This window comes from Aquipluma nitroreducens (assembly GCF_009689585.1).
GTDB classification, from domain to species: Bacteria; Bacteroidota; Bacteroidia; order Bacteroidales; family Prolixibacteraceae; genus Aquipluma; species Aquipluma nitroreducens.
The window spans coordinates 2,688,949-2,708,752 of record NZ_AP018694.1; the positions used below are offsets into that span (position 1 = coordinate 2,688,949).

Consider the following 19,804-nt stretch of genomic DNA (forward strand, 5'->3'; position numbering starts at 1 on the left):
TGAGAAAATAAGATTTACAACCACTTCTCGATGGCCGTGTTTAGGAACCGGTTTACAGGCGATAATTCTTTAAATGCAGCTATTATTTTACCCACAAAAGCATCGCCGCTAACATCTGAATCCGAAATTCGTGAAGTGAAGGCATACGATTTGTATTTGAGCAAATCAATTTCAGGAAAATCCTTCGGAAAACCTTTGGGAGCAGTTTTCAACTTATCGTCGTACATTTCAGGGTACATTGTACGAAATGAATTGCTGTTTATAAGATTTTTAAACTCTTCCGGATGATCAAAAATCTCAGTTCGTAAAGCCTTTAGCGAATCGGCAGGTGGACAGTAAGCGCCACCTCCAACAAATGAACCTCCGGGTTCGATATGCAGGTAATAACCTGCCCCAACACTTTTCCGGCCTCCTTTGGCAATAAAACTTCCCATATTGATTTTGTAAGGCGTTTTATCGGGTGAAAAGCGCACATCCCTGAAAATTCGAAAGACACAGTCTTTGGGATTCTGGTTGCCTATTTCAGGATCGAATTTGTTTATTTCGTGAATAATCAGTTCGGTAAGAAAAAGAACTTTTTTGCGGCTCTCTTCATATCTTTTGCGGTTTTGGTCAAACCATTCCTTGTTGTTGTTTACTTTCAGTTCCGAAAGGAAATTCAATACTTCCTGCATATGATTAGATTTTAAACATTCATTCAAGCCTAAAATATAAATTTCCTGATTAACGCAGATCGTTTGCATTCACATTTCTGAAAATACAAATCGATTTCGTTTAGATTAAGAAGACGTATTATTAAGGATCGTCATTGCTAGGAATGAAGCTATCTAACAATCAACAGATTGCTTCACTTTATTCGCAATGACGACACTACAAAAGTTACGACAATGCGACTATGGCTTAATTACCAATTTTGTATCAATCTGGGTTATTAAAGTCAACAGCTGTTGCTCTTTGGTAATGAAGTAGTGATGCAATTTCTGCTATTTTTTGCCAGTATTAATCCCAAAAGGCCAATATAGGGGGCAAAAACTGATCAGGCTTGTTAACACAAACACTACGGCCAGAACCAGAAGGATAATTCCTAAAGTGCCGGTAATTACATTGGTGAAGAATAAAACTGCAAAAACAACTGCAACCAGTATCCTGATCACTTTGTCAATGGTACCCATGTTATTTTTCATTTTTGTTTTTTTAGTGTGATTAAAAAATAGTTGTCAATACATTCATTAATTGTTGTTTGGTATGAACCCCGGGCTGTTTGTATTTGATCTCACCGTTTTTGAAAATCATGAGGGTAGGGACGCTCTGTATTTGGTAACGTGCCGCAATGTCCTGATTTTGATCTACATCAATCTTTATAACACGTACCCGTTCGCCAAGTTCATTTGCAACCTCTTTTAAAATGGGCGACTGCACTTTGCATGGGCCACACCACAGTGCATGAAAGTCGATGATAACCGGTTTTGTATCGCTTATGATTGAATCAAAGTTTGCTTTCATAATTGAAAAATTAGACTTTATACGTTAAACTTCCGTTTGGGCATGATGCTACACACTGCAAACATTTGGAGCAAGTGTAACTGCTTCCGGGTTTTATCATTGCAGGTTTGTACAAGCTGTATTTGGCCGGTTCCATGGCTACGATGTAGCATTTTTTGTCGCAGATTCCACAATTCTTGCAGGTATCTTCATTCAGTTTAATCCTGAAAATTGAATATTTGTTGAGTAGCCCAGAGATCCAGGCAATCGGACAACCGATTTTATGATACTGATACATCTGCTTGATTTTGCTGTCTTCGCCGCCCATACTCATCATCATTTCCATGATGAGACCCATGGGGCAAACCCACCGGCAAAATACTTTTCCGAATATCACTCCCAGAAAAATGCCGTAGAATAAAATGTACCACAACGAAATGTGAAATTGCGAAATGCCCAGATACAGCGAAACTCCCAATATCGTCAGGATGACCATCCTGTTGCGAACCAATTTTTTTAAAACCTTTCTCATTTTCTTATTCTGAAGTTTTACATTCCGGGCAAACGTGGAAATTTGCCTACCTTGGTTAATTTCGAATAGGTTCCCCAACCCTTTTTCATCCAGTGGCCAACAACAGGCATCGGGATTAAAAACGATTTTTGGCTGTTTCTGAAAACAAAGGCAGCCCCATCGCCAGTATCCATCACACACAAGATATTCAGATGTTCCTGATAACCTTTTTTGTTGCTTGTTCCTTTTTCCGATTCGATGATGTTGTGAGCAGCATTCCGACCCATAAATTCAGCAATGTGTCCTTGTTTTGCAATCCATTCAGGCCCTTCAATGGCGGCGATATCACCAATTGCATACACATCGGGCAATCCGCGAACCTGACAAAAATTATCGATCTGGATAAAACCAGCCTCGGTTAATGGCAAATCGCTGGCTTGTAATACGCTGTGCCCTGCCGAAGCCGGAATGAACAATATCAGGTCGGCTTCAAGCTTCGATTCGTCTTCAAATACAACCGATCCGGGTTCGAATCCGGTAATCTTTTTACCAAAACGTTTACCAACCTGGTACCTGTCGAACAATTTATTGAGCATGGGTAGCGCACCTTTACCCATTCTGGCGCCAGGTTCTTCCATCGGGGCAAAGAATGTCAATTCAAAGTTTTGTCTGATGCTTTTCTTTTTCAGGAGATTGTGAATGTTAAACATCAATTCAAATCCAGGTCCTCCACGAACTGCCGATTTATCTTTCGGATTTCCTCCAAAGCCAACTGCAATTTTTCCGCTTCCTTTCTGAATTAACGCATCAATTTCGTCGCGAATGGCCAGTGAAACTTCTGGTTTGCCACAAATAGACAAGGTGTTTTCAATTCCTTTGTGCTTCATTTTGTCGGCGCCAAAAGCAACAACCAAATAATCGTATTTCAGTGTCTGGTTTTCGCACACCACCTGATGATCGGCAGAATGAATCTCTTTAACCTTATCAATGACCAATTCAAATGGATATTTTCTCCGGATATCTGCCAGCGGTACTTTCACATCGTTGAACTCGGCATTGCGTACCGGAACCCAAATGGAAATCGGATAGATGTACAGATAATCCCGGTCAGAAACTAAGGTCACTTCAAATTGATTGCTTTTTTGCAATTCAATAGCAGTTTGTACTCCGGCAAAACCGCCACCAAGAATTAATACTTTCTTCATCCGAATAGATTTATCAGATTTTATTATTCAGGCTCATCCACCGGCCACCATTGTGGACATTGCTAAAACCATTTGAAGTCAAAATTCCCTTTGCTGAAGCGCTTCTCATTCCTGATTCACAGCACGTAATGATGGGGCGTTTTTTGTCTTTTAACTTGCTCATATTTTTATGCAGTTGCTCAACCGGAATATTGACAGATCCCCTGATGTGCCCCGATCCATATTCACCTTTGGTGCGAACATCTAAAATGATTGCTCCATCTTTCACTAACTGGGCATAATCGATTGTTTTTACACCTAAAAATTTCTTAATTGATTCAAACATAGTTGTTTATTTATATGGTGTGTTTATTAATTTTTACCGGACAAACCATGATCCATCATCGCTTTGAAGTAGTCGCTTTCGTGGCAACCTTCTACCACGTTAACCAGTTCTCCTTTCACAAAAAGTAACAACGATGGTTCATTTTCAATACGATAAACCGAATGAATATCGCGTACCTGGCTCACATCAGCAATAAAAACCGAAATGGTTTGGCTTAAGTGCAAGGCTTCGGTGATACTCCTGAATGCACATCTTGAAAATTCGTTTTCAGGGTTGTGAATCAGTAAGGCTACACGATCGTGCCCTTCCATTTTTTGACTAAAATCGGCATAAGAAAAAACGTTTTGCATAGGTTTAGATTTATTCGTGCGATTATCTCTGTCTCATCATTTGCATAATTCCACCGCCGTTTTTTACTTTCGTAAAACCGAATTGTTGTAAAACCCGTTGCCCATAAGCAGAGCGTGCTCCTGAAGCGCAGTAGAGGGTAATTTCGCGTGATTTACTTCCTAATTCGCTGATTCGAGCTTGCAATTCATCCAACGGAATATTGATTGCTCCAGGATATGCACCACCTGCAAATTCTTGTGGTGTGCGAACATCAACCACGATTGGTTCGTTTGAAGTATCTGCAGTAGAAGGCTTGGCATTTCGATGAGCCATCATTGCTGCAAGTCCGCCACCATTTGTTACATGTACATAGCCAACCTGCATCAACATGCGTTGCGCATAGGCCGAACGTGCTCCTGAAGCGCAGTACACAACAATTTCGCGTGCCGCGTTATCGCCCAATTCTTCAAACCGAACCATCAATTCATCCAGCGGAATGTTGATTGCACCTGGATAAGCTCCGTCCTCGAATTCTTCAGGAGTGCGAACATCAACCACTATCGGAGAATTTATATCTTTTGCTTTTTCAACTGGTTTTTCTTCCACTTTCGATGCTTCTTCTTCCAATGATTTCACTTCAACAGAGAGAAGATTTATTTCGAGATTTTTAAATCCAATAGTACGAGCTTGTCGCTGTAGCGAAGTGTGTCCGCCTGAAATGTTGGTAACATCTGTGAATCCAGCGCCTAACAAAGTCCGAAGTGCCTGATGTCCTTTTTTACCAGTTTCGTCGTAAACAATTACAGAGTGTCCAACCGGGATATTTTCAATTTGCTCTGCCAACAATTCCAACGGAATATGAACAGCGCCTTTTATATGGCTTTTCTCGAAAGCGAAAACATCGCGAACATCAACAAATACCGGGTTTTTACCTTCAGTGAATGAGTCAAGTTCAGAAACAGTTACAGATGGACTGAATCCTAAAATCCGGTTTTCGGCGGTATAGGCAGCCATGTTGATTGCATCGTTTGCTGTTCCGATTGGTGGCGAGTAGGCAAAGTCAATATCGGCCAAATCGCTAATTGTCAGCTTTGCCGCTGCCGCAGTTGCAATTACGTCCAGGCGTTTGTCGGCGCCTTTGTAACCTGCAGTTTGTCCACCTAGAATAATTCCTGTGTTTCGGTCGTATATCAACATAGCAGTTACGGTTTCGGCACCTGGATAATACGAGGTATGATGTTCTTTGTGAACGACCACTGAATCAGCATCCAATCCTGCAGCACGGGCTTGTTTTAGCGAGAATCCGGTTATTCCGGCAACTGCCTCGAAAACGCGAACCACCGAAGTTCCGATTGCACCTTTGTACGGGTGACTTCCGCCTAACGCATTTTCAGCGGCAATTCGTCCCTGACGGTTTGCTGGTCCGGCCAATGGAATACGTACTTTTTTACCGTTCACACGATGTTCGATTTCGACCATGTCGCCTGCAGCAAAAATATCGGGATCGGAAGTTTGCAATTGCGAATTGACGAGCAAACCACCAGCATCACCGATTTCGAGATCAGCGTCTTTTGCCAGTTGCAGGGTAGGACGAACTCCAATCGAGAGCAAAACCATATCGGAATCAAGCACTTTTCCATTATCGAGTTTCACCGAGCGTGAACCGATTTCAGTAACACCGGCATTTGTATGAATTCCAACTCCGTACGAAAGCATTTCAGTTTCAATAAATCCGGCAGTTTCAGCTTCCATAATGCCCATTACATGAGGCATCATTTCCACCACATTCACCTTCAACCCTCTTTTAACCAGAGCTTCTACCATTTCGAGACCAATAAAACCACCCCCAACAACAACCGCGTTTTTAGGCTTCTTTTCTTCCAGATAGTTCGAAATCTTATCCATGTCTTCAAGTGTCCACAGCGTAAAAACATGATTCTGATCGGCTCCGGAAATGGTTGGTTTTATTGGCCGGCCACCTTGCGCCAAAATTAATTTGGTGTATTCAAATGTTTTTTGCTCACCTGTTTGGCTGTTAGTGGTTTTCACCTGATGCGATTTCTTGTCGATTGACGATACCGCTGTATTTACGTGCACTTCAACGTCGTATTGTTCTTTGAAACTTTCAGGGCTCTGTAGAATCAGTTTCGAACGGCTTTTGATGTCGCCTCCAATGTAATATGGCAATCCGCAATTGGCGAACGAAATGTCTGGTCCGGCTTCGAGCATTGTAATTTGTGCTGTCGGAGAAATGCGGCGCACTTTAGCTGCCGCAGTTGCTCCGGCTGCAACTCCCCCTATAATGATTATCTTTTCCATGTTTTTATCTGTTTTATTTTTATGAATTTTAATTTATTATCTGATTTTTTACCCCAAACCCCTGAAGGGACTTATGCTTCGAGCATCTGAAAAGTTTATAGATGGACGAAAGTCCCCTTTACGGGATTTAGGGGTAAACATCAATCGTTTATCCCACTTTTGCAATTTCTTTCAGTAAAAATTCTTTCGATTTAATTCCTACAAAACGGTTGACCTCTGCTCCATTTTTTAGCAAGATCATGGTTGGGATGTTTCTTACCTTGAATTTATTGGCCAGCGACTGGTATTGCTGAATATCAACCTTACCAACATGTGAGTTCCCTTTCAGTTCGGTGGCAACTTCGTTTAAAACAGGCGCCATCATGCGGCAGGGTGCGCACCAACTGGCCCAGAAATCGATCAACACCACTTTACCCTTTGTTTGCTGTTGAAAATTCTGTTCGGTAAGCGTTAATACTTTGGCATGGTCGGCTACCAATGGCGTGTTTTTCATTTGCGCCATCGCGATGTAACGAAAAACAAATACTGCGACTATGATTACTCCGATTACGATAAATGTTGTTTGCATTTTATTTTGATTTAAATTTTTACTTCTTGTATTTGTTATGATATTTTATGCGTTAACGGGTGCTGCGAATTCTTTATCGAGAATTGCAATGATTTGATTTTTGGTTTGTAAACCTGCAGTAGCTTTTACGACTTCGCCATTTTTGTAATAAATGGTAAATGGAATTTCCATCAGATTCTGCACTTCAGGCAAAGCATGAAAAAAGTACGATTCAGGATTGTCATATTCCATATCATAAATCTTTACATGACTGTATTTTTGCTCCAATTCTTCAGCAATACGGTAAACCGGAATACACAATGGCCCCATCCGTCCGCAGATGATAGTGACATTTTCATTTTCGTTGAGGATTCTTGCGTATTCTTCAGCGCTTTCGATGTGATTTAAGTTTGTGTATAACATGGCTGCTATCTTGAAATTGTTACGATACAAAATTACATCACCGATAGGGGCAAATAAAGATTTTAAGGCTGAAGCGCATCGACTCCTGAATTGAACTGCGACAACTTTTTAATTGATATAATTCTAACTTTACAGATATTTGTAATTTGTACTGGATTATGAAACCCATTCTCGAAACCGATCAGGAATTTATATGTGACATACAAGCGCCTTGTTTTCAAATGCTTTCTCAGGAAGAGGCTGAATTGGTTAGGGCAAGCAAAACTCAGGTATTGTTCCGTAAGGGTGATAATTTGACTAAACAGGGAGCATTTGCTTCGTATGCTTTGTTTGTAATCAATGGACTGGCAAAGCAATACATCGAGGGCGACACCTCAAAAAATTTCAACCTAAGAATTATAAAGCCTGGTGAATTTGTTGGCCTTTCAGCCGTTTTCACAAAAAATACATTTAATTATTCTTCAGTTGCATTGACTGATTGCCAGGTCTTTTTGGTCGAAAAGGAGGCTATTATCTCAGTAATAAAGCAAAACGGACAATTTGGGTTCAGTATGATCAAGCGGTATTGCGAGCAGAATGCCAATCTTTTTGATACGCTGCGATCATCGATGTATAAACAGATGAACGGAAGAATTGCGGAAACGCTGCTTTATATTGATGGCTTGAAGACAGAGAGTCCGGAAATATTTCAACTCCTTTCAAGAAAAGATATGGCCGACTTTGCTGGTATTTCAACCGAGAGCGCCGTCAAGCTCCTGAAAAGCTTCGAAAAAGATGGTTTAATTGAATTGCATGAGAAAGATATCGTAGTTGTCAATCACAAAGAATTGGTCGAAATCAGTAAAAAAGGTTAAATTGTGATTCTTGGTGCAAGTTTTCCGAACTTGTGGTGTCAAATAAATCAAATTCACATTTGACAAATACGAATGGACGAAGCCCAACTCATTAAAGGTATTCAACAAGGCGATCACAAATCATTTCAAATTCTGGTGGAAACCTACCAGCGAATGGTTGTGAATACTTGTCTGGGTATTGTCCATAACCAGGCTGATGCCGAAGATCTGGCGCAGGATGTATTTCTGGAAATCTTCCGAACGGCTGAAAAATTTAGGGGAGATTCTAAACTCTCAACGTGGTTGTACCGGATTGCCACCAACCGGTCGCTCAATCTGATCAGGAATAATAAACGAAAGCGCTTTTTTCAATCCATCGAAGAGACTTTTACCGGAGGGAGAAACCGATCCAGTGAAATATCCGAGAACCGTGCCGATCAGCCTGATCAGAACATGGCAGACCAACAGCGATCGGACTTGTTACACCGGGCCATTGATCGGCTGCCAGAGAAACAACGTATCGCATTTACCCTGAATAAATACGAAGAACTGCCCTATCAGCAAATTGCTGAGATCATGGAAATCTCTTTAGCTTCGGTAGAGTCGTTGATTCACCGGGCAAAGAAAAACCTTCAGGAGCAACTTTTAGATTGTTACAAAAGAAAGTGCGTCTGATTGCAAGTTTTTAAAACAAATGGTGTCATACATTAAAAGCAACAAAATGAAAAACGAGTGCATCCATAATGATCTGATTTTTTACATTGACAACGAATTGTCGGTTGAAAAAAGGACAGCCGTTGAAAAGCATCTGGAGGAATGTGCCGACTGCCGGAGCTTTTTAGCTTTTTTACAGGATGGTATGCAGGTTATTGAAAAGGAGAAAAATCCGGAGGTGTCGCCGTTCTTTTATACCCGATTAAATGCCCGGCTTGAAGAAAAGGAGGAATCTCGGGTGCAAAATCAGTGGGTTCGATTGGTGCAGCCTGCCTTCTTTTCGGTTCTGCTTGTTGCCGGAATTTATGGCGGATTAAAATTGGGCAGCAATGCCTCATCCCTTAAATCAGAGCAACATGCGACAAGCAGTATTCAAATGCTAAATGACTTTGATGCGGAACCTCTTGAATCATTTTTACTCGACGAATTATGAGCCTGACGAATAAAAACAGAACGCTAATCTGGATCATCATTATCCTGGTTGCTACCAATCTTTCGACCATCGGTTCTTTCTATTATCACCGATTGACGGAAACGAAAAACGAAGGAACAAAACAGGGAGAACAGATGGCAATTCCGGGGGAACAGCGCACCCGATTTTTCAGGGATCAACTGAACCTGACTGCGGAACAGCTCGATCAGTTCCGCGACATTAACCGGACTTTTAACCGAACAGCCAGAAGCATCGAAATGAATTTAGCTCAATTGCGCGAGGATATGATCACAGAACTGGGAACTCAAAATCCGGATAGTACACGCCTCGACCAAATAGCTATTGAGGTAGGAAATAATCATCGCGAACTCAAACAGGTAACAACCACATTTTACCTGAATATGAAAAAGATATGTACCGCTGAACAGCAAGCAAAACTGCATGAAATATTTCAGTCGATGCTCAACAAAGATAACCAGGTAAACCTTCCCAGGCCGGGAAATCAGGGAGGTCGATGGCGTAACCAATAAGTAATTTTTGAATGGTTTAATTATGAAAATAAGTCGAATAAATCGGGTTGCAGGGACATTCCTTGCCCTAATCGTAACTGCCGGAGCTGCAGTTTCAAATAATAATCCGGATGGAAAAAACCGGAATAATTCTCCTCAGGAGACCTGTGTTAATTCAATTTCAGGATTAAGTGAGTACCAAAAAGATCGGATTGTTGCCATGGAAACTCAAAATCAAAAAGTCATGAATGACCTTCGGGAAAGGCAACATTCAGCATCGGGAAAAGCCCAAAGGGAAGAGATCAAAAAACAAATAGACAAGCAAATTGAGAATCATGGAAATACGATAAAGACTGTGTTGAGCGCCGATCAGCAAAGGCAATACATTCAGTTTCAAAGTAACGGGGGCAATCCGAATCCACAGGGGCAAAGGCAAGGTGCCGGTAAAGGTTCTGGCAGGGGAAGTGGTTCAGGTGGTGGCCGTGGAAATGGGAATAAATGCCGGATGTAGAATGAAAATACGATTACCGAAATAATTCAATTTTTTGAAACACTAAATGTTTAACAATTAAAAACAACAATTATGAAAGCAAAGATTTTTTTAGCAGGATTAGCTCTTGTGGTAGTAGCAGCTTTAGCAAGCGCCCAAAATCCGGTTGGTAAAAAGGGGAATGGTAATGGAACGTGTAACGGAACTACCAAATGTGCTGCATTTGTCGATGCCAACAACAATGGTATTTGTGATACCTATGAGAATCGCACACCAAATGCAACAGGTAAAAAGGGAAATGGAACAGGAACTTGTACTGGCAACGGACAAGGACAGGGCAAAGGTAAAGGCAAAAACTTTGTTGATGCCAACAATAATGGCGTTTGCGACACTTACGAAGCCCGCACAAAAAAGTAAATATTTTCTGAATTGCAGAATATAAATAACCAATCTTCAATTAACAAAAAACCAGAAAAATGGAAGCAAGTATGAAAAATTTAGTGATTGGCAGCTTTATGGTTGCCTCGTTATTCGTGGCAAGTTCGTGCCAGAAAGATAATATGGGAAATGCGCAGTATGCAAGTGTTTTGGCAGTTTCGACCGATGGAACAACATCGGTTATTGAAGCTAATCTGAAATCGGCATTGATTACAACTTCAGACTTAACCGATAGTGAATTAGCTTCGATCTTAAAAATGAAGGAGGAGGAAAAATTGGCTCGCGATGTTTATTCAGTCCTGGCTCAAAAATGGGGAAGTGTTGTTTTCTCGAACATTTCGGCAGCAGAAAGCAATCACCTGAATGCCATCGTTCTGCTTATGACAAGCTACGGCGTAACCGATACCTCAATAGGCGAGGTTGGTGTATTTGCCGACCCGGTGGTTCAAGCTTTGTATGACGAGTTGGTTGCAAAAGCCAGCGTATCGGTTGAAGAGGCCTATAAAACCGGAGCTTTGATCGAAGAAATGGACATTAAAGATCTTGATGAAGTTCTTACAACTACCACCAATGAGAATGTTACCCTGGTGTTCGAAAATTTACTCAAAGGTTCGCGCAACCATCTCAGAGCATTTAATCTACAGTTGACAAACCTGGGAATTGTGTATACTCCAACCTATATTAGTCAAACTGATTATGATCTGATTGTAAATTCTCCAATGGAAAAAGGGAAACAATACCGCATGAATGGACAGGGAAACGGTCAGGGAAATGGTAACGGAAACGGTCAAAAAGGACAAGGAAATAGGGGCACAGGTACTTGCAACAATTAGAGATTTCTTAGTAGCTTAATCAAATAAAAACCGGCTTATGCTTCATAAGTCGGTTTTTTATTTGATTAAAGAATCGCCATTTTTCAGGAGTGCCCGCCAACAATAATACGCATGATCTTCAGATTCAAAACAATGAAGCGGCAGGCTTGCCAAATCAGGCAGCCCCGTAAGAATTTGGTTGATTTGGTGGGTAGTGGTGGATACGATTCGTCGTAATAACCACGTACAATATTTTTAGCCATCTTTTTAATATTTTGAGTGTTTATAAAATCAGATTATCTGGTTTATTCGGGAATTAGCCACCAGAAAGGATAGCCTTTGGCTTTATGAATAAACATATAATGAAGTACGATCTTGATCCAGTGTCCGGCCAAACCGGCTTCGCCCACTGTATAAGTAAGGTCGCGTCCCCATTGCGGATATTTCTCCCAATCAGGCACAATCGGGAAAACAGTCATCGTAGCAGCATTGCCTTTGATCATGCCATATCCGGCCGAAACCACGCAAGCAGCACCCATTTTTCCCATCGAGGCTTTGTGTTTGAAATCGGTTCGTCCAGTTTTTATTCGGTCAACAATATTCAGAGCCACAATCTTTCCAATTACTCCTGAAGGCATCCCGGTGCGTGGAGGGGCTGGGGTGATCAGTGTTCCATTTGGGCTTTTCATTGGTTTCGAAATCTGATGAGGCGGAGCAAATGCAATTCCAGTGGCAAAAATATTAGAGAAAGCTGGGTTTTGATACGTTGATGGCCAATCCTCAACCGACCAGTCCTCGAAAGCTTTTCCTGAATAATCAGCATCCACTTTCATGAAACCGCTTGGCGCAAATAACTGTGGAGTAATATCCTCGCCAGCTTTGTTGAATGCTTTCAATCCGGCGCCGGCAAAAGCTGGAATTAGCATCGCAAAATCGAAGGCGGCAGTTTTCATTTCGCCATCCAAAGTTTCGTAATGTGCAATTCCTTCTTCTATTTTGGTTACTCCGGCACGTTTGATCCAACGAATGCCATATTCAGCAAAAATTGATTCGCTGAAAACTTTGGTCGGAGTTACATAACCTCCACGCTTGATAAATGCGCCGCCCATTCCGAAGTCGCCCAATTCGTATTCGTTCGAAATCCAGGTAATTTCGGCTTTATCCTGAAGTCCACGGGCTTTAATCTGGTGAGCTACATTGAGTGCATACTCAAAAGCTGCGCCTTGACAGGTAGCTCCGGGATGACCTGTACCAATGAGGAAACGAAGTTTTTCGCCTTTTGCCATTCGATCCATGCAACCTTTCAGGGCATCCCAGGTTGCCACTGCATGATCACAAGAGCAAACCGAATGAGTGAACTTTCCGGGTCCGAGGCCTTCGGTGGCTGCAAAATTTAACTTGGGGCCTGTGGCATTAACAAGATAGTCGTAGTCAACATTTTCGGTTTGTCCCTGACGGGTTTTGTCGGTGTACTCAATGCTCACATAAGGTCGTCCCAATCCTTCATCACCTTCAGGATAAATGGCTGTAGCTTTGGCCTGCTTGAAATCAATTTTCCAGCGATCGTAAACCGGTTTAAGTTTGAACCGAACCTGATCGATGGTCATTTTTCCGACGCCAATCCAGATGTTGGAAGGAATCCATTGGTAATATTCTGCGGGACTAACAACAACGACCTGATGTTTCGAGCCTAGTTTCTTTTTTATGAATGCCGCAGCAGTGTGACCTGAGATTCCGGCACCCAATACAACAACTTTTGCCATAAAATGAAATTTAAAAGTCTGAAATGAGGAGAAGTGTATTTTTACTTGTTCTAAAGTTAAAAATAAAGAACTGATAATCTTCGTTTTTAACAACTTATTCTTTATTGTCCTGAATTGAATTTTCTACATCAGCAACGACAATAAAACACCTCCAACAATTACCCAAATAACATCTACTTTTCGCAGCAACAAACCAAATGCAACAAGTGTAAAGATAACATTGGCTAAATCCCAATGGATACCGTCGGTAAAACGATAAGTCACAACAGCCAGCAAACCAACAAAAGAGCACAAAATTCCGTTGATTACTTTATTGAATTGCGGATAGGAACTCAGCTTATCGAAAAACGGAATAATACCCATGAGTATCAGAAAAGACGGCGTAAATACACAAATGGTGGCAAGAATGCTTCCAACAATGCCAAAGTGCATGTACCCGAAAAAAGTCGCTGCAATGATGATAGAACCCGGAGTAACCTGCCCGAGGATGACTCCGTCCATAAATGTCTTCTCGTCGAACCAATGGAACAGTTCAACCAATTCGTGGTACATCATTGGCATAGCGGCTAACCCACCTCCAAACGAAAAAAGGTCGATACGCAGCATCATTGTCGCTAAAGTGAAGTATTCCCGATTCACAAAAAAGAGTATCGTTGAACAGACGATAACAAACAATAGTAAAATCAGGAAGAATCGAAAGGTTCTGGCTCTTGAAAATTTTCCGGAAGGAACAGCCACTTTTTTTGTTAAAACCAGTCCCAGCAAAGATGCAACAAGCAAAACCAACACTGGATTTAATTTGGTCAGGAATAATCCGGCGGAAATTATGGCAATAATCCAGTCGTTCGTATTCTGGAAATTCCTTTTGCCGAAAACATAAGCCGCATTGGCTACAATGGCCACTATAATGACCCTTAATCCACTTAAAACCGCTTCAACTCCTGAAATATTCTTGGATTGTTTGTACAGAACCGAAAGTATGAACATGATCAGAAAGGCAGGTAAACCAAATCCAACAAAACTTACAATTGCACCTCTAACTCCTTTTAATTTCAGGCCAATATAGGCTGAAAGCTGCATTACAATTGCTCCGGGAATAAGTTGACAAAGAGCCAATCCTGAATCGAAGGTACTTCCATCCATCCATTTTCTTGTGTCAACAATATGCTTCCGGATGTGGGCTGTCATGGCCAAACCACCAAAGCCAGTTAATCCGATCCAAAAGAACGAAAGGAATAATTCGAAATAGGACGGATTTTCTTTGTGCTTCATGGTGAATATCTGTGAAATCAAGTAATACGCACGACACTGCAATTTACAAAACAGTATGGATAATTACCACTAGTGATAAAACCGAAATGAAAGCCCAAAGTAAGACTCCCTGGATGAGCGGTTTTATGCCGACTGAAGCAACAAGTTCTTTTGAAAGACTTGACCCGATTAAAAAGAGTGTAATTTTTAGTCCAATTTTTGAAATCACCACGATTGCTGAAGCTTCGGCATGTATGGCTGGCACAAACGTGTTGAGCAGCATGGCCAAAACAAAGAGGAAGATAAAATAGGGGATTTTTACCTTTTTTGACTCGCTTTTAAAAACGAACACTGAGATTATGGCCAATGGGATAATCCACAAGGCCCTTTCGAGTTTGATGGTGGTGGCTATTTGCAGCGCCTCGGCTCCATATTGATTGGCTGCACCAACCACCGAGCTGGTATCGTGAATGGCTATGGCTGCCCACACTCCAAATTGATGCTGTGAAAGATGCAAGAGATGACCAATCCATGGGAATAGAAAAAGAGCGACTGAATTCAGAACAAAAACAGTTCCTAAAGCAGTTGATATTTGTTTTTCGTTCGACTTGATAATCGAAGAAATTGCGGCAATTGCACTTCCCCCGCAAATGGCTGTTCCAGTCGAAATCAGGTACGATGTGTTGTTTTCAACTTTCAGTCGTTTACCAATTAACAAGCCTAAAGTGAGTGTGGTGACTATTGAAAAGATGGTAAATAAAAGGCCTTGTTTACCGGCATCGAGCGCTTGCCAGGCATTCATTCCGAAACCCAAACCAACAACCGAAACCTGCAATAAAATATGAGTTAGTTTTTTGCTCGTTTTGTGAAACGGATGTTTAATGGTTTGTGCCAGGATAATTCCGATGAGTAAGGCAAATGGTGTATCAATAAAAGGGAAGGCGCATATTAGAATAGCTCCAATGTAGATAATTTTTGGTACGTTCATTCCGACAGATTTTTGTTGTCGCAAACGTAACTCAAAGAAAATCAGTGGTCAAATTGTAAAAAGTTATGCCTGATAACTACAAGTTATAGTGCTGTTGAACGAAATTCAGGAATAGCTTGACAAGCCCAACAGGTTCAGGGCCTTGAGGCGAAATGAAATAAAACTGACGGTCAAATTTTAGGCCTGAAGTGTTAATTAATCTGAAGATATTGTTTGATAATTCCTGCTCTATTGCAAAGCGCGATACAATTCCAACGCCATTGCCTGTTTTTATAAACGATTTAATGGCCTCGGTGCTTCCCAAAAACAGCAATACATTCAACTGTTTCGGGCTAACCTGGCTTTGCAGAAGATTTTTTTCGATGATCTCCAGTGTTCCTGAACCTCTTTCGCGCAGCACCAGTGGAAGTTTCAGAAATTCGTCGTTTGAAACCGGGTTTGGAAGGATTGTGTTTTGTGCCGAGGTAAAGACCAATAGTTCGTCGTTCAGGAATGAAGAGTACCTGATGTCGGGATTCGAAGGTTTTCCCTCTACAATTCCAATGTCAATTTCGTTTTTCAGTAGGCGTTTTTCAATAGCTTCGGTATTCCCGTTAATGAGCGATAGCTTTATTTCAGGAAATCGACGGTTGAACTTTGCCAGAGCGGCTGGGATCACATATTGTGATATCGTAGAACTTGCCCCTATCCGAAGGGCGCCTTCCGGATTTCCGTTGAGTTGGCCTAATTCAAATTTGATTTCGTTGTGTAGCGAAGTGATGCGCTCAGTATAGGCCAGTAAAATTTCGCCGGCTGTTGTAAGCGATATTTTATTTCCAGTGCGGTTAAAGAGTTTTACCTCATACTCCGATTCCAGCTCTTTAATGTGCTTCGAAATGGCTGGCTGAGTAATAAACAACTCGTTCGATGCTTTTGTAAAGCTCAAATTCAGCGCAACACTTTGAAAAACTTTTAGTCGGAAATCAACCATCCGGATGCTGTTTTATGGATTATTTAATTTTCAAACCGCTTTGTAAACGTTTCCCACGACCTTGCCCGCCACCGGTTCTCCGGCGCAAACCCATGCCTTTCCCTAACTTTTCAAGCGCTTCTTCTTTGGGTATAATCTGGCATTTCCCCAGTTTCCTGCCTGTTCCTGAATCCTTTTTTTCAGGACCAGTTCCGTCTAATTGTGGCATATCAAGATTAATTTTTGTGGTTCAACAATTTTATAATTTCACTGATCTTTTTTTCAGGATTATTGAGTACAACAAGTTGAATTTTAAGACTGTCGAAAATGGATTTTACTTTTGCGCCGAATTCACCCGACACCACTTTTTCGGCGCCTTTTGAGGCAACTAATTGTACAGATGCCTGTCCTGCGCCTTCAACATTTTCTTTATTTGGGTTTGGAATAAATTCAATTGACTGGCTTATCGTATCGTAAATCACAAAATAAGAGCAACGGCCAAAATGGCTGTCAAGTTTTGATTCGGCGCTGTTCCCGGTTGATGTAATTGCTACTTTCATCGCGGTTGATTATTTTTTAATTACAATTTTCGTTACTTATTCTATGATTGTGAGGAGTTCCTTTTCGCACCATTTGGCAATTACAATCCGGACAAATCTCATTTCTGCACGGAGTTGTTGGCAAATGAACCTTTTCGTATCCACACTTTGGACAAATACAAATATCCTCTGCTGAATTTAACCTGGGGCTCTCATTGTACTGTTCAATATTGGTAGAGCCACAAAGCGTACAATTCTTGACTTCCAGTTCCTTCTCCGGATGATTAAACCAGCAGCCACAATTTTTGCACGAATACCACTCGGTGTCGAAATATACCTTACCTCCTTCAAAAACAATTGCTTTGCCGTGAACAAAAGCTTGAGCGACTTTGCGGCGAGCGCTTTCGTAGATACGGGCAAAAGTAGGTCGTGAAACTTCCATGATTTTAGCAGCTTCCACCTGGCCATTAAGTTCAAAATCACTTAGTCGAATGGCTTCATACTCCTCGAAATTAATAACGACGGGGTTATTTTCTTCGGGTAACCCAATAGGCCTGAATCCCTTAAAATGAGGAGGATTATTCATTTTACGTATTCGCTTTGGTCTTGGCATAAGTTATTAGCATTTGATTGAAACAAATATAGTGAGCATTTGCTCATTACGATTATATTTTTTACCTTTGATTTTATTCAAATGGATAAGTTGATGAATCTAAGCTAAAATTAATCAAAATGAAACATTCGCTGGTAAAATTGCTGCTCATTATTCCAAGTCTCTTTTTTTTAGATTGGATAATCATGGTTCTGGTTGGATCTGTTTCAAATATTTTCGGTGCAAATGATAATTTTTTCTGTACCATTTATTGCGATTTTGGTATTGCACTGCTTATTGCAACGATTTTATTTGTTGTGTATCTGATTATTAATCAGAGTTTTCATCACAAAGTGCAAATCTAATCTTGAAATAAAAGATGGATAACTTCTTTTATCTTCATGAAATTAAGACTTCTCGCATTGGCGACCAGGCTCCTGCATTTAGATCTGTAACAACGCAAGGTACTATCTATTTTCCTGCCGATTATTTTGGCCGATGGGTCATTCTATTCAGCTATTCTCCCGATTTTGCTCCTGAATCTACTTCAGTACTTAAGAGGTTAACTGCTGTGCAGAATGACTTTAAAGCGCTTAATTGTGAAATTATTGGTGTATCGGTTGATGGACTTCGTAGTCTAAAAGCCACATCGCGATCCTTCAAAGAGCGAACGGAGTACAATGGCAGGAAAGATCCCGAAATAAAAATTCCGCTCATCGAAGATATTACCATGGAGGTGGCCATAAAATATGGGATGATTCCATCAGACGAGAACCATGTGAAATCGGTTCGCTGGGTATTTATTATTGATCCACAGTGCATGATCAGAAGTGTAATTAATTCTCCTTTAGCTGTGGGGCTTAATTTTAATGAATTGAAACGCGTAATTGTAGCCCTTCAAACAGAAGATGCTTTTTGTGATAAAATTACAGCCGTTGAATACGACATTGCTGGTAAACACATTGAAAACCAAATGTTAGGCACGAAATCTCCGAAGTGGTTTTTGTGCACCAAAGAATTATCGGAAGAAAAAGTGATGAACTCAAATTAAAACCAAATAGTAATTTCTATCAGACAAAAATCGGTTACCTCATAAATTCTGAGATAACCGATTTTTGTCTGGTCATTTAAGTTTAAACCCATCCTGAAACATTAACACCCACCTTTTATTTTTGATGTTTTCACAATCACTGGTTCAGTCGAATTTTTAAGCGCTTCAACCAATATTTTCATGTCAGTGGCTGCTTTTTGCCTGAAATTATAAGTGTTCAACTCATTTTTGCTTGCATTCGAATCTGGAGGTGTCAGGTTGGAAAATAAGTTCTTAAAATCCGACGACGATTCGATGAGAATATAATTTTCAGCTTTGCCCAGAAATTGAGCTTTCAAATATCCTTTCCTGGCAAGTTGTTGATCGTCAGCATAAAAATAGTTTGTTTTGTGTTTTTGATCCAGAATTGTTTTCCATTGCCTGTCAGTCATCTTGTCAAACGGAATATTAATCGCAAAAGGCAAATGATAGGCTTTAAAAGCTTCAGGAGAGCGAACATCGATGATATTGGTGCGGTAATAATTATTTACGATCTCTGTTGCCAGCTTGTCTGCCGGAACTTCCACCGAAGTCAGATCTGAATGAGCGAATGCCTGATTCATTCGGGATTCCAAACGACTGTAGCGATCGGGCATAACGGCGATGACAATTAACACAAAAAATGCAAAACCCACAGCCGATACGTAAGCAAGTATGCGCTTTTTGGGTAGTTTCGACTGATCATTGTTTACTCTTTTTTCGATTAAGCGGGTGAGAAAAAAGGCGATAAATGCAATTGCAGTCAGGAGGAATCCGAACACAATTTTCGACATTCCCAGTTTTTCGTTAATCAGAACCGGTCCCCAGGCTTCAGCGAGGTATATCTTTTCGAACATCGGGTATCCTTCAGCAAAAGCAATAACGCCAAGTCCCGATCCGAATACAAAAGCCAGGCCGTCAAGTTTTCCAATAGAGGCAGCACAAACACTGGTTCCGGGGCAAAAGCCACCAATAATAAAACCCAGCCCCATGATTGCTCCACCAACGAGCGCGGACCAAAGAAATGTAGGATTGATATAGATCAGGCACAAATCGAGAATTCCCATCTGGCCGAACAACAAGACTCCAATCATGGCGGTTATTCCGGCGGTAAAAAATACTTTAAGCACGGTAAAATCGTAGCCGTAGAATAAACCAACCAATTTTTTTGTTGAAGAAAAGCCTGCCTGCTCAAGAGTAAATCCGAAGCCAATTCCGGCAATTAGTGCAACGATCAGATTAAATTCATTGCTGATAATATTTGGTACTAATGGTCCCATGT

28 protein-coding genes are annotated in these 19,804 nt (G+C 41.0%); 9 read left to right on the forward strand and 19 right to left on the reverse strand.

What is annotated here, in order from left to right; genetic code table 11:
* Positions 1 to 14: 14 nt before the first annotated feature.
* The 10 genes from AQPE_RS11290 to AQPE_RS11335 all read right to left on the reverse strand — a co-directional run bounded on the left by AQPE_RS11290 (position 15) and on the right by AQPE_RS11335 (position 7,142).
* The gene (locus AQPE_RS11290; protein ID WP_318351163.1) at positions 15 to 674 is read right to left on the reverse strand and encodes a DUF2461 domain-containing protein; all 660 of its coding nucleotides are present in this window, start codon (positions 672 to 674) and stop codon (positions 15 to 17) included.
* Positions 675 to 983: 309 nt separating this feature from the next.
* Positions 984 to 1,184, reverse strand: a complete 201-nt coding sequence (locus AQPE_RS11295; RefSeq protein ID WP_318351164.1) for a YgaP family membrane protein — start codon at positions 1,182 to 1,184, stop codon at positions 984 to 986.
* A gap of 19 nt (positions 1,185 to 1,203) precedes the next feature.
* The gene (gene trxA / locus AQPE_RS11300) at positions 1,204 to 1,503 is read right to left on the reverse strand and encodes a thioredoxin (protein WP_318351165.1); all 300 of its coding nucleotides are present in this window, start codon (positions 1,501 to 1,503) and stop codon (positions 1,204 to 1,206) included.
* 10 nt (positions 1,504 to 1,513) lie between these two features.
* A complete protein-coding gene (locus AQPE_RS11305) occupies positions 1,514 to 2,014 on the reverse strand; it encodes a 4Fe-4S binding protein (protein WP_318351166.1) in 501 nt (166 codons plus the stop codon).
* 17 nt (positions 2,015 to 2,031) lie between these two features.
* Positions 2,032 to 3,198 carry an NAD(P)/FAD-dependent oxidoreductase gene (locus tag AQPE_RS11310; RefSeq protein ID WP_318351167.1) on the reverse strand — a complete coding sequence of 389 codons (1,167 nt, stop codon included), beginning with the start codon at positions 3,196 to 3,198 and terminating at the stop codon, positions 2,032 to 2,034.
* Positions 3,199 to 3,211: 13 nt separating this feature from the next.
* Positions 3,212 to 3,523: a rhodanese-like domain-containing protein gene (locus AQPE_RS11315; RefSeq protein ID WP_318351168.1), complete on the reverse strand. Its 312-nt coding sequence runs from the start codon at positions 3,521 to 3,523 to the stop codon at positions 3,212 to 3,214.
* 26 nt (positions 3,524 to 3,549) lie between these two features.
* On the reverse strand, positions 3,550 to 3,873 hold the full coding sequence (locus AQPE_RS11320; RefSeq protein ID WP_318351169.1) for a hypothetical protein: 324 nt from the start codon (positions 3,871 to 3,873) through the stop codon (positions 3,550 to 3,552).
* A 22-nt stretch (positions 3,874 to 3,895) separates the two neighbouring features.
* Entirely contained in the window at positions 3,896 to 6,172 is a 2,277-nt protein-coding gene (locus tag AQPE_RS11325) for an FAD-dependent oxidoreductase (RefSeq protein ID WP_318351170.1), read from the reverse strand.
* A gap of 148 nt (positions 6,173 to 6,320) precedes the next feature.
* Positions 6,321 to 6,740, reverse strand: a complete 420-nt coding sequence (gene trxA, locus AQPE_RS11330) for a thioredoxin (RefSeq protein WP_318351171.1) — start codon at positions 6,738 to 6,740, stop codon at positions 6,321 to 6,323.
* Positions 6,741 to 6,785: 45 nt separating this feature from the next.
* Positions 6,786 to 7,142 (reverse strand): thioredoxin family protein, encoded by a 357-nt coding sequence (locus AQPE_RS11335; RefSeq protein WP_318351172.1) that lies wholly within the window; start codon positions 7,140 to 7,142, stop codon positions 6,786 to 6,788.
* Between the two features lie 158 nt (positions 7,143 to 7,300).
* Between AQPE_RS11335 and AQPE_RS11340 the strand changes: the two genes are divergently transcribed.
* The 7 genes from AQPE_RS11340 (at position 7,301) to AQPE_RS11370 (ending at position 11,392) form a co-directional block, all read left to right on the forward strand.
* Positions 7,301 to 7,996, forward strand: a complete 696-nt coding sequence (locus AQPE_RS11340) for a Crp/Fnr family transcriptional regulator (RefSeq protein ID WP_318351173.1) — start codon at positions 7,301 to 7,303, stop codon at positions 7,994 to 7,996.
* 72 nt (positions 7,997 to 8,068) lie between these two features.
* A complete protein-coding gene (locus AQPE_RS11345) occupies positions 8,069 to 8,650 on the forward strand; it encodes an RNA polymerase sigma factor (protein WP_318351174.1) in 582 nt (193 codons plus the stop codon).
* A 46-nt stretch (positions 8,651 to 8,696) separates the two neighbouring features.
* Positions 8,697 to 9,122 carry an anti-sigma factor family protein gene (locus AQPE_RS11350; protein ID WP_318351175.1) on the forward strand — a complete coding sequence of 142 codons (426 nt, stop codon included), beginning with the start codon at positions 8,697 to 8,699 and terminating at the stop codon, positions 9,120 to 9,122.
* Complete coding sequence (locus AQPE_RS11355) at positions 9,119 to 9,652, forward strand: Spy/CpxP family protein refolding chaperone (protein WP_318351176.1); 534 nt, start codon at positions 9,119 to 9,121, stop codon at positions 9,650 to 9,652. The genes AQPE_RS11350 and AQPE_RS11355 overlap by 4 nt, the downstream gene beginning before the upstream one ends.
* A 22-nt stretch (positions 9,653 to 9,674) precedes the next feature.
* Positions 9,675 to 10,142, forward strand: coding sequence for a hypothetical protein (locus AQPE_RS11360; RefSeq protein WP_318351177.1), 468 nt, complete (start codon positions 9,675 to 9,677; stop codon positions 10,140 to 10,142).
* A gap of 72 nt (positions 10,143 to 10,214) precedes the next feature.
* Positions 10,215 to 10,538: a hypothetical protein gene (locus tag AQPE_RS11365; RefSeq protein ID WP_318351178.1), complete on the forward strand. Its 324-nt coding sequence runs from the start codon at positions 10,215 to 10,217 to the stop codon at positions 10,536 to 10,538.
* Between the two features lie 71 nt (positions 10,539 to 10,609).
* Positions 10,610 to 11,392 (forward strand): DUF2202 domain-containing protein, encoded by a 783-nt coding sequence (locus AQPE_RS11370; RefSeq protein WP_318351179.1) that lies wholly within the window; start codon positions 10,610 to 10,612, stop codon positions 11,390 to 11,392.
* An 83-nt stretch (positions 11,393 to 11,475) separates the two neighbouring features.
* Here the strand turns inward: AQPE_RS11370 and AQPE_RS11375 are convergent, their stop codons facing one another.
* The 8 genes from AQPE_RS11375 to AQPE_RS11410 all read right to left on the reverse strand — a co-directional run bounded on the left by AQPE_RS11375 (position 11,476) and on the right by AQPE_RS11410 (position 17,474).
* Positions 11,476 to 11,634: a hypothetical protein gene (locus AQPE_RS11375; RefSeq protein WP_318351180.1), complete on the reverse strand. Its 159-nt coding sequence runs from the start codon at positions 11,632 to 11,634 to the stop codon at positions 11,476 to 11,478.
* 42 nt (positions 11,635 to 11,676) lie between these two features.
* On the reverse strand, positions 11,677 to 13,134 hold the full coding sequence (locus AQPE_RS11380; protein ID WP_318351181.1) for an NAD(P)/FAD-dependent oxidoreductase: 1,458 nt from the start codon (positions 13,132 to 13,134) through the stop codon (positions 11,677 to 11,679).
* A gap of 123 nt (positions 13,135 to 13,257) precedes the next feature.
* Entirely contained in the window at positions 13,258 to 14,406 is a 1,149-nt protein-coding gene (chrA, locus tag AQPE_RS11385; RefSeq protein WP_318351182.1) for a chromate efflux transporter, read from the reverse strand.
* Between the two features lie 43 nt (positions 14,407 to 14,449).
* Complete coding sequence (locus AQPE_RS11390) at positions 14,450 to 15,373, reverse strand: YeiH family protein (RefSeq protein WP_318351183.1); 924 nt, start codon at positions 15,371 to 15,373, stop codon at positions 14,450 to 14,452.
* Positions 15,374 to 15,449: 76 nt separating this feature from the next.
* On the reverse strand, positions 15,450 to 16,343 hold the full coding sequence (locus AQPE_RS11395; protein WP_318351184.1) for a LysR substrate-binding domain-containing protein: 894 nt from the start codon (positions 16,341 to 16,343) through the stop codon (positions 15,450 to 15,452).
* 19 nt (positions 16,344 to 16,362) lie between these two features.
* Entirely contained in the window at positions 16,363 to 16,551 is a 189-nt protein-coding gene (locus AQPE_RS11400; protein WP_318351185.1) for a DUF5320 family protein, read from the reverse strand.
* Between the two features lie 7 nt (positions 16,552 to 16,558).
* Entirely contained in the window at positions 16,559 to 16,882 is a 324-nt protein-coding gene (locus tag AQPE_RS11405) for a NifB/NifX family molybdenum-iron cluster-binding protein (protein WP_318351186.1), read from the reverse strand.
* A 16-nt stretch (positions 16,883 to 16,898) separates the two neighbouring features.
* Positions 16,899 to 17,474: a DUF134 domain-containing protein gene (locus AQPE_RS11410; protein ID WP_318351187.1), complete on the reverse strand. Its 576-nt coding sequence runs from the start codon at positions 17,472 to 17,474 to the stop codon at positions 16,899 to 16,901.
* Between the two features lie 119 nt (positions 17,475 to 17,593).
* On the opposite strand from AQPE_RS11410, the gene AQPE_RS11415 reads away from it, so the two are divergent.
* Positions 17,594 to 17,818, forward strand: coding sequence for a hypothetical protein (locus tag AQPE_RS11415; protein ID WP_318351188.1), 225 nt, complete (start codon positions 17,594 to 17,596; stop codon positions 17,816 to 17,818).
* Positions 17,819 to 17,832: 14 nt separating this feature from the next.
* Entirely contained in the window at positions 17,833 to 18,504 is a 672-nt protein-coding gene (locus tag AQPE_RS11420; RefSeq protein ID WP_318351189.1) for a redoxin domain-containing protein, read from the forward strand.
* A gap of 101 nt (positions 18,505 to 18,605) precedes the next feature.
* Here the strand turns inward: AQPE_RS11420 and AQPE_RS11425 are convergent, their stop codons facing one another.
* On the reverse strand, positions 18,606 to 19,802 hold the full coding sequence (locus AQPE_RS11425) for a YeeE/YedE thiosulfate transporter family protein (protein ID WP_318351190.1): 1,197 nt from the start codon (positions 19,800 to 19,802) through the stop codon (positions 18,606 to 18,608).
* Positions 19,803 to 19,804 lie beyond the last annotated feature (2 nt).